Annotated in this window: 13 protein-coding genes and 1 tRNA gene; 6 read left to right on the top strand and 8 right to left on the bottom strand. The window is 31.6% G+C overall.

Going from position 1 to position 18,338, the window contains the following annotated elements:
- Positions 1 to 14 precede the first annotated feature (14 nt).
- Positions 15 to 3,050 (bottom strand): TAT-variant-translocated molybdopterin oxidoreductase, encoded by a 3,036-nt coding sequence (locus OLM55_RS04875; RefSeq protein ID WP_264560294.1) that lies wholly within the window; start codon positions 3,048 to 3,050, stop codon positions 15 to 17.
- Between the two features lie 33 nt (positions 3,051 to 3,083).
- Positions 3,084 to 4,394: a c-type cytochrome gene (locus OLM55_RS04870; protein ID WP_264560293.1), complete on the bottom strand. Its 1,311-nt coding sequence runs from the start codon at positions 4,392 to 4,394 to the stop codon at positions 3,084 to 3,086.
- A gap of 217 nt (positions 4,395 to 4,611) precedes the next feature.
- On the opposite strand from OLM55_RS04870, the gene OLM55_RS04865 reads away from it, so the two are divergent.
- Genes OLM55_RS04865 through OLM55_RS04855 form a run of 3 tightly spaced genes read left to right on the top strand, consistent with a single transcriptional unit; the run spans position 4,612 to position 7,758 of the window.
- Positions 4,612 to 5,001 carry an SPOR domain-containing protein gene (locus OLM55_RS04865; RefSeq protein ID WP_264560292.1) on the top strand — a complete coding sequence of 130 codons (390 nt, stop codon included), beginning with the start codon at positions 4,612 to 4,614 and terminating at the stop codon, positions 4,999 to 5,001.
- 7 nt (positions 5,002 to 5,008) lie between these two features.
- On the top strand, positions 5,009 to 5,515 hold the full coding sequence (locus OLM55_RS04860; protein ID WP_264560291.1) for a hypothetical protein: 507 nt from the start codon (positions 5,009 to 5,011) through the stop codon (positions 5,513 to 5,515).
- A 38-nt stretch (positions 5,516 to 5,553) separates the two neighbouring features.
- Complete coding sequence (locus tag OLM55_RS04855; RefSeq protein WP_264560290.1) at positions 5,554 to 7,758, top strand: TonB-dependent receptor plug domain-containing protein; 2,205 nt, start codon at positions 5,554 to 5,556, stop codon at positions 7,756 to 7,758.
- A gap of 44 nt (positions 7,759 to 7,802) precedes the next feature.
- Here OLM55_RS04855 and OLM55_RS04850 read toward each other — a convergent pair whose 3' ends face one another.
- From OLM55_RS04850 to rimP, 4 genes are all read right to left on the bottom strand, one after another.
- Positions 7,803 to 8,195, bottom strand: coding sequence for a hypothetical protein (locus OLM55_RS04850; protein ID WP_264560289.1), 393 nt, complete (start codon positions 8,193 to 8,195; stop codon positions 7,803 to 7,805).
- Between the two features lie 79 nt (positions 8,196 to 8,274).
- A complete protein-coding gene (gene infB, locus OLM55_RS04845; RefSeq protein WP_264560288.1) occupies positions 8,275 to 11,040 on the bottom strand; it encodes a translation initiation factor IF-2 in 2,766 nt (921 codons plus the stop codon).
- A 65-nt stretch (positions 11,041 to 11,105) separates the two neighbouring features.
- Complete coding sequence (gene nusA / locus OLM55_RS04840) at positions 11,106 to 12,344, bottom strand: transcription termination factor NusA (protein WP_264560287.1); 1,239 nt, start codon at positions 12,342 to 12,344, stop codon at positions 11,106 to 11,108.
- A 13-nt stretch (positions 12,345 to 12,357) separates the two neighbouring features.
- Positions 12,358 to 12,825: a ribosome assembly cofactor RimP gene (gene rimP, locus OLM55_RS04835; protein WP_264560286.1), complete on the bottom strand. Its 468-nt coding sequence runs from the start codon at positions 12,823 to 12,825 to the stop codon at positions 12,358 to 12,360.
- Between the two features lie 171 nt (positions 12,826 to 12,996).
- On the opposite strand from rimP, the gene OLM55_RS04830 reads away from it, so the two are divergent.
- Positions 12,997 to 13,821 (top strand): universal stress protein, encoded by an 825-nt coding sequence (locus OLM55_RS04830; protein ID WP_264560285.1) that lies wholly within the window; start codon positions 12,997 to 12,999, stop codon positions 13,819 to 13,821.
- Between the two features lie 50 nt (positions 13,822 to 13,871).
- Here the strand turns inward: OLM55_RS04830 and OLM55_RS04825 are convergent.
- Positions 13,872 to 13,942, bottom strand: a tRNA-Gln gene (locus tag OLM55_RS04825).
- 165 nt (positions 13,943 to 14,107) lie between these two features.
- On the opposite strand from OLM55_RS04825, the gene OLM55_RS04820 reads away from it, so the two are divergent.
- Together OLM55_RS04820 and OLM55_RS04815 are read left to right on the top strand one after the other, a co-directional pair.
- A complete protein-coding gene (locus OLM55_RS04820) occupies positions 14,108 to 17,314 on the top strand; it encodes a DUF2723 domain-containing protein (RefSeq protein ID WP_264560284.1) in 3,207 nt (1,068 codons plus the stop codon).
- 77 nt (positions 17,315 to 17,391) lie between these two features.
- Positions 17,392 to 18,021 (top strand): polysaccharide deacetylase family protein, encoded by a 630-nt coding sequence (locus OLM55_RS04815; RefSeq protein ID WP_264560283.1) that lies wholly within the window; start codon positions 17,392 to 17,394, stop codon positions 18,019 to 18,021.
- On the opposite strand, the gene OLM55_RS04810 is transcribed toward OLM55_RS04815, so the two are convergent.
- On the bottom strand, positions 18,018 to 18,314 hold the full coding sequence (locus tag OLM55_RS04810; protein ID WP_264560282.1) for a thioredoxin family protein: 297 nt from the start codon (positions 18,312 to 18,314) through the stop codon (positions 18,018 to 18,020). The genes OLM55_RS04815 and OLM55_RS04810 overlap by 4 nt on opposite strands.
- Positions 18,315 to 18,338: the final 24 nt, after the last annotated feature.

Below are 18,338 nucleotides of genomic sequence, written 5' to 3'. Positions count from 1 at the left end.
TTCTTAATTAATAATTATTTATCGTTTCTAACTTTAACATGGTAGAATACATTTGGTTTTGTACCAATGTGTTCTAATAAATGATACATTCGGTCATCTTCTACTAAAGTAGCTACTTGACTATCTTTATCATTTACGTCTCCAAAAATCATTGCCCCACTTGAACAAGCTGCAGAACAAGCTGTTTGGAATTCACCATCTTTAACTAATCTACCTTCACGCTTAGCGTTTAACTTAACAGATTGAGTCATCTGGATACACATAGAACATTTCTCCATAACTCCACGTGAACGAACATTAACATCTGGGTTTAATACCATACGTCCTAAATCATCATTCATATGATAATCAAATTCGCTGTTTTTATTGTATAAGAACCAGTTGAATCTTCTTACTTTATATGGACAGTTGTTTGCACAGTAACGAGTACCTACACAACGATTGTATGCCATATGGTTTTGACCTTCTCTACCATGAGATGTAGCAGCAACAGGACAAACTGTCTCACATGGAGCGTGATTACAGTGTTGACACATTACTGGCTGGAAAGCCACTTGAGGATTTTCTGCAGGATCTTCCATTGCAGACAAAGTACTTACAGAGTTTATAAGACCTGAAGTTCCTCCTTTAAGTTTGTTATCTCCATCAAAAGTATCTTGAGAAGAATAGTATCTATCAATACGCAACCAGTGCATATCTCTACTTCTTCTTACTTCATCTTTACCAACAACAGGAACATTGTTTTCTGCATGACATGCAATAACACAAGCTCCACATCCAGTACAAGCATTCAAATCAATTGATAAATTGAAATGATGACCTGTAGACCTGTCAAATGAAGTCCATAAATCAACTTCTGTAGCAGGAGTATCTTTATGATCTAAAGAAACCATAGGAACTGGATTCCAAACAGCAGCATCTTTAGAATTAAATATTTCTAAGGTAGTTTCTTTGATAATATCACCTCTACCCATTAATGTCTTTTGTAATTGAACACAAGCAAATTCATGTTCACCATCTTCTTTAGCAATCGAAACAGTTTGATTTGCATTTAAGTTAGCGTATAAAGCATATGCATTAACACCTACTTGCATTTCTTGTTTCATTGAAGCTGTTTTACCGTAACCAAAAGCTAAACCAACAGCACCTTTTGCTTGACCAGGCTGAATGATAACTGGTACATTACTTAAAGTTGCATTTCCAACTTTTAAAGTTACATAACTACCATTTAAACCTCCATTAGCAACATTCCAGTTTTCTAATCCTAATTTTTCAGCATCAGCTTTAGAAACTGTAACATAATTATCCCAAGAAACTCTTGTGATAGGATCTGGAAATTCTTGTAACCAAGGATTATTTGCTTGTTGACCATCACCCATCCCAGTTTTAGTATACAATACTAAATCAAGACCAGTAGATTTTGAAGAAGCTAATTTTGAAGCAGAAGCAGAAGCTTCTAAAACACTTGCAGACAATGGTGCAACTTCAGCAACAGAAAAACCATCATGAACCGTTTGATTCCATGATTTACCATTTAACTGACTTGCAGCAAAACCTTTTAAATAATCGTGATAAGAAGTAGCATTTTCATTTAATGACAATAAAACTTCTTGAAATTGTTTTGTATCAAATAATGGACGAATTGTTGGTTGCATAACACTATAATGTCCTCTTGAAAGAGATACATCTCCCCAAGACTCTAAATAATGTGGTGCTGCAGCAGCAATAGTTGTTACACTAGCTGTTTCATCTTCCTTCATAGAGAAAGCAACAGAAAGTTTCACTTTTTTAAGTCCTGCTAAAAATTCTTTTGAATTAGCTAACGTATAAACTGGATTAACACCACTCATAATTAAAGTATGAACAGAACCAGCATTCATATCAGCTACTAATTGAGCAACTGCTTTTGCATCTCCCTTTCTAGTTAAACGAGCAGAAGAAGGATTAAATGCCTCAGAAGAAATCTTAGCATTGATAGCTAAAACTAATAATTGAGCATCTTTATCATCTAAACCAGTAACCACAACCCCTTTTGCACCAGCAGCACTTAATTGTTTAGCCGCTTTAGCAACTTCAGCATTCTTTGGAGTTGACCCATTAAAAACAGCATTGTATATGTCTGCTAAAGCAATTTTTTGCTCTGCTACATTTAAAGGAATTCTTTTATCAGCATTAGCACCAGCTAAAGACATGTTTGCCTCAATTTGAATATGCTTTGACATTTTACCTTGCTTAGGCACACGTCCTTTTGCATAAGAAGCATCAAATCCACCTCCTTGCCAATCTCCTAAGATATCAGCACCAACAGATACGATTACATCTGATTTTGAAAAATCATAATCAGCTAAACCTCTAACTCCATAAACAGATTGAAAAGCATCTAAAGCATTTGATTCTGAAACCGCATCATAAACTACTTGTTTAACAGTTGGATATTTAGCAATTAAATCAGCAATCAACGCATCAGTAGATGGACTTGCCATAGTATTAGTTAATAACACTACATTTCCACCTTTAGCTTTTGCATCTTCTAATGAAGATTTTATTTTAGAAGTAACTTCTGACCAAGCAGCGTCTTTACCTGCAATTTTAGATTGCTTTAAACGTAAGCTATCATATAATGAAAGTACAGAAGCATGAACTCTTGCATTTGCACCAGAAATTGCTCCTTCTAATTTATTATTTTCAACTTTAATTGGACGACCTTCGCGAGTCTTAATTAAAATGTTAGCAAAATCAAAACCATCTGCAATAGTTGTTGCATAATAATCTGCAACACCAGGAATTACCTCTTCTGGTTGCACTACATAAGGAATCGATTTTACAACTGGACCTTCACAAGCAGCCAACGAAGCAGCAGCAGTACTAAATCCAACATATTTCAAAAAGTCACGACGAGAAGTTGATGCATTTGCAAGTGAATCCTTATCTCCTAAAAACTCATCTACAGGAATTTGCTCAACAAACTCATTGTTTCTTAGCGTCTCAACAATAGAGCTATTTTCGTTTAGCTCTTCAACACTTTTCCAGTATTTTTTGTTTGATGCCATATTATATATAGATATTAACTTCTTAATTTATTATTAATAGTGGCATTTACCACATTCTAAACCTCCCATTTGCGCTGCAGTTAGACTACTAACACCATATTTTTTAGAAAGCTCTTCGTGTACTTTTTTATAGTACTCATTATCTTCAACTTTCACATTTGTTTCTCTGTGACAGTTAACACACCAACCCATTGTTAATGGAGAATGCTGCTTCATAATTTCCATCTCTTCAACAGGACCATGACAAGTTTGACACTCTACACCTGCGACAGTTACGTGTTGCGAATGATTAAAGTAAACAAAATCTGGTAAATTATGAATTCTAACCCATTTAACAGGAGTAGTTTTCCCAGTATATTTTTGTGTTGATTTATCCCAACCTACCGCATCATACAACTTTTGAATTTCAGCATTATAATCTACACCAAACTCATTTCCTTCAGCCAAAGTTTCAGGAGCAACCTCACCAATGTTTTTATGACAATTCATACACACATTTAAAGAAGGAATATTAGAATGCTTACCAACTCTAGCAGCAGAGTGACAGTATTTACAGTCAATCTCGTTATCACCTGCATGTATTCTGTGAGAATAATGAATTGGCTGAACTGGTTCATAATCTTGATCCACCCCTACTTGCATTAAGTACCCGTAAGCAAAATATGCAGACATTAATAAAAACAAAATTGCGGTAACTAAAACCAAAAATTGATTTTTAGCATATGCTTTCCACAAAGGTAAAGATTTTTCTTTCGAAGCAACCTCAATACCATTAGAACTAGCTATTTTAGTCAAAACATTTCTAACCAAAAACAACATTACAACCAACATCAACAACACTAACGAAAGCGCTCCTAATATCACATTGTTTGAAATTCCAGAATCTGTATTAACTGTAGCATTTTCAACACCAGGAACAGGTCCAGCAGGCGCAGGAGCAACTTCAGAAGTGTAAGCTAAAATATTATCAATGTCAGCATTTGACAATTGAGGAAATGCCGTCATTGGCACTTTTCCATTTTCTTCAAAAACTTTTATAGCCTGAGCATCTCCTGACTTTATAAGGTCACTACTGTTTTTTACCCATTTATACAACCATTCTTTATCATACTTATCTGCAACACCACGAAGCGCAGGCCCCGTTGCTTTTGCATCTAATTTATGACAAGCTGCACAATTAGCATTAAACAACTCTTTACCCTTTGCCGCATCCGCACCTACTGAAGCAGGAACTGCCGCTTCTTCAGCAGTATCTTGAGAATACACAGATAAAGAAAAAGATAGCAATAAAGCTAAACTGAAGAAAATCCTTGAAAACGAATTATGGTTACCCACCTTTTTCATATTTAATTAATGATTATCGACAAAATTGGTACGATATTAGTATAAATAACTATATAAAACACCGTACTAAAATTTTAAACTCCGACAAAAATACAATATTCGAACTATTCAAAAAACCTTAATATTATCTTAAAATGTAATTTATATTTATTCTAAATAATTTCATGGGTTTTGATTTCTATTTTTAGTTGTATTTTTGTTTTAAATATAATTCATTATGAGAAATTTAGCCCATAAACCAATTTTACTTATCAGTTTCATATTCTTATTGTTATGTACAAAAAGTTTTAGTCAAGATTTAAAAACTTCGGTTGAACAAGATGTAAAATTTCAAACTTTATTAAAAGAAAAGCAAAAAATAAACAACAACTTATCAATAATTGATAATTATAAAATTCAAATATTTTATGGGTCTGGAGAAGAATCTAAGAAGAAACTTTCGGAATTTAAGCGTGACTTTAAGGATATAGAAGGCACAATTATCTATTCAAACCCTACATATAAAGTATTCGTAGGGAATTATAAATCACGCCTTCATGCCGAAAAATTCTTGATAGAAATTAAGAAAAAATACCCTAGCGCGCTTTTAATAAAACCAGGCAAATAGAATAGTTTTGAAAAAAATTTTCTCAATCTTTTTTTTTACCTCATTTGGTATTCTTTTATTTTTTCAGAATTCTGAACCATTGATTGAAAAATTATTAGAAATAAGACAGAATTACATTATAAAAAAATCAGACTTTGAAACTACTTTTATATTTTCAAAAGAGAATTATTTAACCATCAAGAATGCTAAGGAAATTATTGTTGCGGACAAATATTATGACATAAAAAAAGTAATACAACTACATAGCAAAGTTAAACTTATAGTAATAGAAGATAAAAATGAAAGTCTTTTTAAGTTTATCAGTTACTCTTTAAAGAAAGAAAACTCAAAAAAAAACAAGGCTAAATTTAAAAGAAACATTATTTTAGCTTTACTCACACCTCAAGAAATTGAAACAAGACACACATTAATTGACCGTGTATTAAAACCATTTTACAAAGAACAAAACAATCCCAATAAAATAGTTTCACTTTTATTAAAACCACCAATTATTTTAACAAAAAACCAAGTATAGAATTACTAAATAATATTTTTTAAAATAATTAAAATGAAATGAAAAAATTAATAAACTTAACTTTATTAATTGTGTCTTTTATTGGCTTTGCTCAAATAGAAAAAGATACAACTAAAACAAATCAACTTGAAGAAGTTGTTGTAACAACAAAAAGAACAATAAAAGAAAAAGAATTTATTGCATCTCAAATTGAATCAGTATCACAAAAGGAAATTGAATTTCAAAATTTTCAAAACACAGCAGATTTATTAGCAAATTCAGGAAATGTTCATGTACAAAAATCTCAACAAGGTGGAGGAAGCCCTTCTATAAGAGGTTTTGAAGCAAGTAGAGTTTTACTACTTGTTGACGGCATTAGAATGAATAATTTAACCTACAGAGCAGGTCATTTACAAAACGTAATTACAGTTGATGAGAACATGTTAGAAAACGTCGACATCTTTTTCGGACCTTCTTCAACTCTTTTTGGAAGTGATGCACTAGGAGGAACTGTAAGTATGAATACAAAAAAAGCTAAATTTTTAAACGGCAATAATAAATCATTAAGTGGAAATATTTCTACACGATATGGTTCTGTTAATGAAGAAAAATCAGGCTATTTTGACATTAATTATGCAACTCAAAATTTCGCTTCTTTAACTGCTTTTTCTTATAATGATTTTGGAGATTTAAGAATGGGGAAAAACAAGAATCATAATGGAGATTATTTTGGCGAGAGACCTTTTTATGTTACTACACTTGCAGACGGCACTGATGTTTTAACCCAAAACAGCGACAAGTATATTCAAAAAAACTCAGGTTACAAACAATACAACATTATGCAAAAATTTGCATATAAAACGTCTAGTGGTTTTGATCATGGGTTAAATTTTCAATATTCAAATACAAATGATATCCCAAGATATGATCGCTTAACAGATGTTTCAGGAACAGGACTAAAATTTGCAGAATGGTATTATGGACCACAAGAAAGATTACTTGCAATATACAGTTTAAACAAAAACAAAGCATTTCTAGAAAGCGATTTAGAGATTGACATTGCTTATCAAAATACAAATGAAAGCAGAAACTCAAGGCGTTTTGGAAATGAAAACTTAGAGCACAATTACGAAAAAGTAAATGTATTTTCGGCAGGAATTAATCTTCATAAAAAATTCAATAAAAGTGAGTTGTTCTATGGTTTTGAGTCATATTATGAAACTTTAAAATCAACTGCTGAAATTGAAAACATTAATACTGGAGAAACAAGTCCTTTTCAAACACGTTATCCTAATGGAGAGAACAATATGACTCGTAATGATCTTTACATTTCCTATAATGAAAATTTTAACGAAAAAACAGCTTGGAATATAGGTGCACGTTTTGGCTATACTACATTGAACAGTACAATTGATGATGATACTCTTTTTCCTTTACCATTTAATAGTATAGAACAACACAATTTTACTTATAGTGGTACAGCAGGAATTGTATATAAAACATCTCAGAATGTAAGTTTAAAAACCAACATTAGTACTGGTTATAGGTCTCCAAATATTGATGATTTAGCAAAAGTATTCGATTCTGGAAATGGTATACTTATTGTTCCAAACGCCGATTTACAATCTGAAAAAACAGTCACTGGAGATTTAGGGTTAACAATTAAATCAACAAATAAAAGATTTCAAATTGAAACTACTTATTATTATACAAGAATGTATGATGCGATTGTTACCGACACATTTACATATGAAGGTCAAAGTACAATTAACATTAATGGAGAAACAAATACTATTTTTGCTAACCAAAATAAAGGAAAAGCATTTATTACTGGGTTTTCAACAAATATAAAGGCATATTTAATTGAAAGTTTACAATTTCATGGAAATTTCAATTACACACTTGGCCGTATTATTGAAGACGACAATTCAAAATCTCCATTAGATCATATTGCGCCTTATTACGGGAAAATTGGTTTACTATATTCAAAAAAATGGGGAACGCTTGAAGCATACATGCTGTATAATGGCAAAAAAGATATTAGTGACTATTATCCTAATGGAGAAGACAATGAACGTTATGCACCAAACGGAGGAATGCCTGCTTGGGAAACATATAATTTTAAAACAAGTTTTGAAATCTTTAACGGAGGAACTCTATTTGCTGGAGTAGAAAACATTTTAGACACACAGTATAGAGTTTTTGCTTCAGGAATTAATGCTCCTGGAAGAAATATATATGGCGGATTAAAATATAGTTTTTAAATAATAAATATAAAACCACTTACTAAATTTAGTAAGTGGTTTTTTTATTCTTTTTTACAAAGCGGAAATGGACCTCCCGGCAAGTGATATCCCATTGGATACTCTTTATTATAAATAGTCAACATGCTATAATAACAGTTTTTTACAGAGGAAACTATTTCTACATTAATTCTTTCGCCAACTTCAAAGTCTGAAGAATTCCCTAATACTTCAATACAAACTAAATCGTATTCACAATCATTAAGCCATTTGACTGACCAAATCATTTCTAATTTTTCACCTACATAACTCTCTTGAACATCTCCATTTCTAACCGAAATTTTGTCAGGCATTGAAGGGTAATAAAAATCTCCATTTTTAAACCTATAACAATCTACATTCTGAGCGTGAAAACAGATGCAGAAAAAGAAAGCTACAAACAAAAACAATCCTTTCATAGAAACTATTTAGACATTAAATATAATAAAAAAAAGCCCAAGTAAAAACTTGGGCTTTTTTTCTATGACTTAAAATAAACTATTTTAATTTCTTTTTTACTTCAACTTCATGGAAACATTCAATAACATCAAGTTCTTTAAGATCATTGTATCCTTTAATCTGCATACCACAATCGTATCCTTTAGACACTTCCTTAACATCGTCTTTAAATCGTTTTAAAGCAACTAATTCTCCAGTGTATATTACAACCCCTTCTCTAATTAAACGAATTTGTCCGTTTCTTAAAATCTTACCATCAGTAACCATACAACCTGCAATAGTACCCACTTTAGAAATTTTGAATAATTCTCTAATTTCTGCAGTTCCTGTAATCTCTTCTTTTAACTCTGGAGAAAGCATTCCTTCCATTGCATCTTTTAAATCATCTATAGCTGCATAAATAATAGAATAGTTACGGATATCTATTTCTTCTTTTTCGGCTAATTGTTTTGCATTTCCTTGAGGGCGAACATTAAATCCAATAATAATTGCATCTGAAGCTGATGCTAACAATACATCTGATTCTGTAATAGCACCTACTCCTTTATGAATAATATTTATTTGAATTTCTTCTGTTGATAATTTAGAAAATGAATCCGCTAAAGCCTCTACCGAACCATCCACATCTCCTTTAAGGATAATGTTTAATTCTTTAAATTGACCTAATGCAATACGACGACCAATTTCTGCAAGTGTAATGTGCTTTTGTGTACGAACAGATTGTTCACGTTGTAATTGAGTACGTTTAGCTGCAATTTGTTTTGCTTCTCTTTCGTCATCATAAACAGTAAACTTATCACCCGCTGTAGGTGCTCCATCTAAACCAAGAATTGATACTGGAGTTGACGGACCTGCAACTGTAACATTATGACCACGTTCGTCATACATAGCCTTTACTTTACCATGATTTTTACCAGCCAGCATGTAATCACCAATTTTTAACGTTCCTGCTTGTACTAATATCGTAGTTACATAACCTCTACCTTTGTCTAATTGCGCTTCTACAACAGTACCTATGGCATTTTTATTTGGATTTGCTTTAAGCTCTAAAACTTCGGCTTCTAGTAATACTTTTTCTAATAATTCTTTAACACCAAGTCCGGTTTTTGCAGAAATATCATGAGATTGATATTTACCACCCCAATCTTCAACTAATAAATTCATAGAGGCTAACTTCTCCTTAATTTTCTCAGGATTCGCAGTTTGCTTATCAACTTTATTAATTGCAAATATCATTGGAACACCTGCAGCTTGAGCGTGACTTATAGCTTCTTTTGTTTGAGGCATAATATCATCATCGGCAGCGACTACGATAATAGCAATATCAGTAACTTGAGCACCACGCGCACGCATTGCAGTAAATGCTTCGTGACCTGGTGTATCTAAGAAAGCAATTGTTTCACCACCTTCTAATTCTACTCCGTAAGCCCCAATATGCTGGGTAATTCCACCCGATTCGCCTCCAATTACGTTTGTATTTCTAATATAATCTAAAAGCGATGTTTTACCGTGATCTACGTGACCCATTACAGTAACAATAGGAGCTCTATGAACTAAATCTTCTGGTTTATCTTCAACAATTTCAGCTGCTTCTTCAATATCTGTAGTTATGAATTCAATTTCATAACCAAACTCATCTGCAACAATTGAAAGTGTCTCTGCGTCTAAACGTTGGTTCATGGTTACCATGATTCCTAAAGACATACATGTTCCAATAACCTTAGTAATAGGCGCATCCATTAATGAAGCAATTTCTCCAACAGTTACAAATTCAGTAACTTTTAAGATTTTACTTTCTAAATCTTTTTGTTCTAATTCATCATCAACACGTTGACGGTGAGAATCTCTTTTATCTTTACGGTATTTTGCAGCTTTTGAGCCTTTCTTACCTTTCCCTTGAAGTCTTTCAAGAGTCTCTTTAATTTGATTTTTAACTTCTTCCTCAGTAGGTTCAGTTTTTTGGACAACAACTTTTTTACCTTTACTAAATCTACTATCTTTAGTGAAAGTTTTTTTAGTTCCGCCGCCTTGAGTGTTTGTCCCACCTGGTTTTGCGCCTGGCACAGGCTTAGTAATACGTTTACGTTTTCCTTTATTAGCCGCTGACTTATCATCAGCTTTTTTAACTCCTTTATTTTCTTCTTTCTTCTTTTTAGGCTTATTAAACTGACTTAAATCAATTTTTTGCCCAGTGAAAGTTGTTCCTGAAAGTTTTTGATAATTAGTTGCTATTTTTTCTTCCTCAGGAGCTTCAGCTGGAGTCACTTGAGTTTCTTTTGAAACTACTTTAGCCTCTATTTTTTTAGAAATTTCGACTTTTGGTTTATTTGGTTTATCATTCTTAGGAGCTTCAGCAACTATAGTTGATTCGACCTTTTCTGACTCTACTGGAGTAGATTCAACAGTTTTTTCTTGCTTTTTAACTTCAACTTTTTTAGGGTTAAGGTCAATTTTCCCAACAGGTTTTGGTGCTTCAACAACAGCTTTAGCTTTAATAACTTCTTGACGTTGTCTTTCCGCTTCTGCTTCTTGCTGACGCTTCAACTCTTGTTCTTTTTCTAACTCTTTTTTAAGTGCCTCCTTTTCCTTTTTCTTTTCTTCACTTACTTCAAGAGATGCAACTTTTTTACCTTTATCGGCTGAAAATTGATTGCATAAGACGTTATATTCTTCTTGAGATATTTTAGCATTAGGACTAGATTCAATTTCATGATTCTTTTCTTTTAAAAAGTCCACAGCTCTATCAAGAGAAATATTTAACTCTCTTAAAACTTTGTTGATTCTTATTACTCTATTGTCAGACATATAATCTTTTTATAATTCTTTTGTGTATTTATGTTGTTTAGCTTTTGGGAATAGTAAATTTAAAATTAATCTTCTAATTCTTCTTTTAATATTCTTACGACATCTAAAATAGTTTCCTCTTCTAAATCTGTTCTTCTCACTAAGTCTACAACATCTTGGTTTAATACGCTTTTCGCAGTATCTAAACCTATTTTTTCAAATTCATCAATAATCCATCCTTCGATTTCATCTGAGAATTCTCTTAACTCAACATCTTCTTCTTCAACTACTCCTTCTCTAATAACGTCTAATTCGTAACCAGTTATTAAGCAAGCTAGTTTGATATTATGCCCACCTCTACCAATTGCTTTAGAAACTTCTTCTACTTTTAAGAAAACTTCAGCAGTTTTTTTCTCTTCGTCAATTTTAACTGAAGATACTTTAGCAGGACTTAAAGCTCTTGTAATAAACAATTGAATATTTGAAGTGTAATTAATTACATCAATATTTTCATTACCTAATTCGCGAACAATTCCATGAATACGAGATCCTTTCATTCCTACACAAGCTCCAACAGGGTCAATTCTATCATCATAAGAATCTACAGCAACTTTTGCTTTTTCTCCTGGAATACGAACTACTTTTTTAACCGTAATTAATCCGTCGAAAACTTCAGGAATTTCTTGTTCAAATAATTTTTCTAAGAAATCTGGCGATGTTCTTGACATAATTATTTGAGGTTTATTCCCTTTTAACTCAACATTTTCAATAATACCTCTTACGTTATCTCCTTTTTTGAAGTAATCACTTGGAATTTGTTTTTCTTTTGGTAAAACAATTTCATTACCATCATCATCCATCAAAATTACAGCTTTTGGGCGAACGTGATGAACTTCTGCTGTATAAATATCTCCTATTAAATCTTTAAATTGTTTGTAAAGATTTGTATTGTCGTGTTCATGAATTTTAGAAATTAAGTTTTGACGTAAAGCCAAAATAGCTCTTCTTCCTAATTGAATTAACTTTACTTCTTCAGAAACCTCTTCTCCAACTTCAAAATCAGGCTCTATTCTTCTTGCTTCAGATAAAGATATTTCTGAATTTGAATCTTCCACTTCACCATCTTCAACAACAGTTCTGTTTCTCCAAATCTCCATATCTCCTTTATCTGGATTGATAATAATATCAAAATTATCATCTGAACCGTATTTCTTTTTTAGTGCATTTCTAAAAACATCCTCTAAAATCGCCATTAAGGTAACTCTATCAATGAGTTTATCGTCTTTAAATTCTGAAAACGAATCAATTAATGCAATATTCTCCATGTTAATTCTTTATTTAAAATGATATTATAACTGTTGCTTCTTTAATTTCACTGTATGAAAGTTGAACTTTCTTTTCTACAGTTTCTTTTCCTTTTCCTACTTTCTTAGGCTCTCTTGCTTTCCATTCAAGAGTAATATTTTCATCTGACACAGCTGTTAACTGAGCTTCAATAACTTCATTATCCGTTTTCTTTACTTTTAAAACTCTATTCAAGTTCTTTTTATACTGTCTTACCAATTTCAAAGGACTAGAAACCCCTGCTGAAGCCACTTCCAATGAAAAATCTTGTTCCTCTCTATCTAATTCAGCCTCAACAGCCCTACTAACCTCAATACAATCTTGCAAGTTAACTCCATTATCACCATCTAAGATAATAAAAATTTTATTAGAACTATCAACTTTAAAATCAATTAAAAACAAATCTTGTTTAGATTCTAAAACTTTTTCAACCAACTGATTTACTTTATCTGTAAACGCCATATTTTATAAAAAGAGGCACGCAGTGCGTGCCTCATTGTTAATTAAGTAACAAATAATTTGCGCAAATATAAATAATATTTTTGAAATAAAAAAAATTGTCTATGTAAGATTTAAGTCGTACCTTTATTGATATCATTAATTTAAGTATAACCTTACTACAAATAACTATTTATGAAAAAAATTTTAGTACCAATCGACTTTTCAAAACATGCTGAATACGCTTTAAAAGTAGCCGCTCAAATAGCTAAAAAAAATAACGGGGAAATCTTCTTATTACACATGCTTGAATTACCAAACGCAGGTAACGACGCAGTTTCTAGTTCACATGAAATTCCCGAATTGATGCTATTTAAAAACGCAGCTATTAGAAGAATGGACGAGGCAATGCAAGCAGATTACCTAGAAGGACTAAAAGTTACAAAAATAATACAATTTGAAATGGCTTTTGATGGAATTATCAAAAACGGAGAAAGTCACGAAGTAGATTTAATCGTAATGGGATCACATGGAGCAAGAGGGTTTCAAGAAATGTTTATAGGATCTAATACAGAAAAAGTAGTTAGAAATTCTAATGTACCTGTATTAGTAATTAAAAAAGAGGAGCCTAATTTTAGTGCTGAAAAATTTGTATTCGCTTCTGATTTCTCAGAAGAAACAATAAAACCTTTTGAAAAAGTAGCTGCTTTTGCTGAAAAATTCAATTCTAAACTTCATTTAGCCAACATAAACACTCCTAACAACTTTAAATCAACAAGGGTTGCAGAGAAAATTATGGAAGATTTTGTTAATAAAACTTCAGCTAAAAATGTAACAACGCATATTTACAACGATATCAATGTAGAAAAAGGAATTTTACATTTTGCAAAGAGCATTGATGCAGACCTTATAGGAATGTGTACACACGGTAGAAAAGGAATCTCTCACTTCTTTAACGGAAGCATCAGTGAAGACTTGGTAAATCACGCAAAAAGACCTGTTATAACTTTTAAAATATAACTTAAAATTGTCTAAATAAAAAAGTCCTGCTAAAAGCAGGACTTTTTTTGTTGGCCCACAAGGACTCGAACCTTGAATGACGATACCAAAAACCGGAGTGTTACCATTACACCATGGGCCAATACCAAACAACCTTTTCGATTGCGAGTGCAAATGTAAAACATATTTTTTATTCTGCAAATTTTTCTAAAAAAAATATTAAAAAATAATATTATCCGTTACTATAAGTAAAAAAATAGTTTCTTTGTAATTCAAAATGCAAAATTCTATAAAAAACTAATGTTTTATGGCATCATTTAATTTCAAAAAGTGGAACACTATACTAGGATGGGCAACTTTTTCCATTGCTTTAATCACTTATTCTTTAACTGTAGAACCCTCTCTAAGTTTCTGGGATTGTGGAGAATACATCGCAACTTCAGCAAAACTAGAAGTAGGACATCCACCAGGAGCTCCTTTATTTCAAATGCTAGGAGCATTCTTTGCAATGTTTGCTACAAGCGCAAGTAAAATTGCCTTAATGGTAAACATGATGTCGGTTTTTTCTAGTGCGTTTACTATCTTGTTTATGTTTTGGTCATTAACACTTTTATTTAAAAATTTTATATTTAAAAGTGAAAATAACAACAAAAACACTCAAATAATGATTTTAGGAAGTGCTTTTATAGGTTCATTAGCTTATACTTTCTCAGATAGTTTTTGGTTTAATGCTGTTGAGGCTGAAGTTTACGCAATGGCTTCATTATTCATTGCGTTATTATTTTGGCTTGGATTAAGATGGGAGCAAGATCTAGATAACGAAAAAGGAAACAAATGGCTTTTATTAATTTCGTTAGTAATAGGACTTTCTTTTGGAGTTCATTTTATGGCTCTATTAACCATTCCCGCAATTGGATTCTTATACTTTTTTAAAAAATATAAAAATATAAGTATAAAAAGTTTTGTTATTGCAAACATTATCATTGTAGCAATTTTATTATTTATTTTTAAATTATTGCTTCCATACACACTTGCATTCTTTGGGAAAACAGAAATTTTCATGGTAAATAGTCTTGGATTACCATTTAACTCGGGAACAATATTCGCTTTTTTACTTATTGTTTCTTTTTTTTATTTTGGACTAAACTATACTCGAAAAAAAGAACTTGTTTTTTACAACACATTAATACTTTGTACATTATTTATCTTAATAGGGTTTTCTACTTGGATAATGCTTCCTGTAAGAGCAAATGCTGAAGTTGTAATTAATGAAAATAAACCTTCTGATGCGGCTGAAGTATTAGCTTACTACAATCGTGAACAATACGGAGAGCAACATTTATTTTATGGACCGCAATTTTCAGACACCTATTCTGGTTTAGATGAAGACAACCCTTATAAAGACGGGAAGCCAAATTACGAAAGAGATTACTCAACTGGAAAGTATATAATTACAAATAATTATAAAAACTCAGAACAAAATACTGATGATAATCACAAAGCATTCTTACCAAGAATGTGGAGTTCAGATCATAACGAAAACTACATGACCTTTACTGAGCCTTTAGAATTTAGGGTTAACCCTGAATATGCAGAAGAAAGTCAGCTAATTCAATTGGTATCTGATTTTAGGGCAGCTTATCAAACTGGCCGAGTTGATATGGAAGATTATGACAAGTTTCTTAAAACTTATGGAGAATATTTAATCATTGAAAAACCAACATTTATTAGCAACATGAAATTTATGTTTGAGTATCAATTTGGCTACATGTATTGGAGATACTTAATGTGGAATTTTGTTGGAAGACAAAATGATATTCAAGGGAAATATGATAATTTAAACGGAAACTGGTTAAGTGGTATTCCATTTTTAGATGAAATACGTTTAGGATCTCAGACAAACCTAACAACTGACATGACAAACAATAGAGGAAGAAACACTTACTTCTTTTTACCTTTTATTTTAGGTGTTATTGGAATTATATATCATGCTAAAAAAGATATCAAAAGTTTTTATGTTCTACTTGCTCTTTTCTTATTTACTGGATTAGCTTTAAAAATATACTTAAACGAAAGACCTTTTGAGCCAAGAGAAAGAGACTACGCTCTGGTTGGCTCATTTTATGTTTTTGCCATGTGGATTGGCGTTGGTGTTTTTGCAATTTATGAAGGAATAAAAAAATACATTAAACCTAATATTGCCATCCCTGTAACATTAGCAGTAACTTTACTTACTACGCCAGTTTTAATGGCTAAAGAAAACTGGGACGATCATAATCGTTCAGGAAAACATACTGCGTTAGCTATGGCTAAAGCGTATTTGGATTCTTGCGAACCTAATGCCATATTATTTACAATTGGAGATAATGACACATTCCCACTTTGGTATGCACAAGAAATCGAAGGCTATAGAACCGATATTAGAATTGTAAACACTAGCTTATTCATGACTGACTGGTATATTGACCAAATGAAGCGAAAAGCTTATGATTCTGAACCTATTCCCTCTTCTTTTGACAGAAATTTATACCGAGGAAGTAACAGAGATTATAGTTTCTTAATCGAAAAAACTAAAGATTCTATTTTATTAAGTGATTTAATAAAATTTACCTCATTAGAAGACGACAGAGCAAAAGTTGAGCTAAGAAGTGGCCAGTTTGTAAACTATTACCCTTCAAACAAAATAATTATTCCAATTAATAAAGAAGAAATTATTAAAAACAAAGTGGTTTCTCCTAAATTTTATGATTCAATTGTTCCTGCTATTCAATTTACAATTAAAGGTGAAGCACTATATAAAAACCGTTTAATGATGTTGGATATTGTAAACGAAAACAACTGGAAAAGACCTATTTATTTTACAGGAGGAAGTTTTGGCGAAGACGATTATTTATGGATGAAAGATTATCTTCAATTAGACGGAATGTGTTACAAATTAGTTCCGGTTAAAACTTCAACCGGAAAAGAAGGTCCTAATCCGTTAGAAATGGGATATTTAGATTCTGATAAAATGTACAACATTGTCATGAAATGGGATTGGGGAAATAGTGGTAATCCAGATATGTATCACGACCCTGAAACACGTAAAAACGGAATCACTTATAGAACTAATCTAGCTCGTTTAATGGAAACATTAATAAATGAAGGCAAAAACGATAAAGCTGAAAAAGTAATTGAACTAGCAATGACTAAAATGCCAATTGAATATTTTGAATATTATACACTTGTTGAACCTTTTGCACAAGGTTACTATGAAATTGGCAAAAAAGACAAAGCAAGAGCTATCTTAAAACAATTGATAGTAAAGTATCAAGAAGAACTAACTTATTTTAGCGGATTAAAATCAAGTGAACAAAGAAGCATGGCTGTAGACATTGTAACCGACATAGAACGATACAGAGGCTTACTAGAAATCATGCAAATTTCAGATGATTTAGAATTTTATAATCAAGAGAAAGTAAAATTTAATAATTTCAACAAAATGTTTGAACTCTTTGGAAGAGAAGCAGAATAAAATATTAAAAAAATAAAGAATGTGTCTTCAAGTAAAATTGTTGACACATTTTTTTTAGCTTTGAACTTATGTTTAGAATGTTTAAAACAAATCGGTTTTTAAAAATACTTTTTCCAAAATACATTTGGGAACTACCTAATACTGAAAAAAAAATCTACCTAACATTTGACGACGGACCAATTCCTGAAATAACCGAATGGGTTTTAGAACTTTTAAAAAAAGAAGAAATAAAAGCTACATTTTTTTGTATAGGTGACAATGTTAGGAAATATCCAGAAATTGTTCAAAAAATCATTTCTAACAATCATTCTATAGGAAATCATACATATAGCCATTTAAAAGGATGGAGAACTCCAACAAAAACATACATTAGTAACGCTGAAGCTTGCGAAATAAAACTGAACAGTTTATTCAAAATTCAAAACTCAAAATTATTTCGTCCACCTTATGGCAAAATAACACCAAGACAATCGTATCAATTAAGAAAACTAGGCTACAAAATTATTATGTGGGATGTACTGAGCTATGATTTTGACAATTCTTTAAATCCTGATGATTGTTTGCAAAACACATTCAAAAATATTTCAAATGGAAGCATAATTGTTTTCCACGACAGCATCAAAGCACGTAGAAATTTACAATTTGTATTACCTAAATTAATACAGCAATTAAAAGAAAAAGGTTTTATTTTTGATAAGATAAATTAGGCTTGCTCTTGCACTAAGCTAATTAAAGTATTCGCATCTAATTCGCCGCTTTGTCTCCAAATCATTTGACCTCCTTTATAAATCATTAAAGTTGGTAAACCTTTAATTCTTAAAGCTTCGGCTAATTCTCTGTTTTTATCAACATCTATTTTAATTACTCTTGCCTTGTCACCAAGAGCAGCTGCAACATGACGCATCACTTCGTTCATAGCAACTGAAGGCTCATTCCACTCTGTAAAAAAGTCGATTAATACTGGAACTTGCGCATCTATTAGTTCTCCAAATTTTGACATAAACTAATGTTTAAATTATAGTTT

It is taken from the genome of Flavobacterium sp. N2270 (assembly GCF_025947225.1).
Classification (GTDB): domain Bacteria; phylum Bacteroidota; class Bacteroidia; order Flavobacteriales; family Flavobacteriaceae; genus Flavobacterium.
This window is presented reverse-complemented; position numbering and strand designations above follow the sequence as displayed.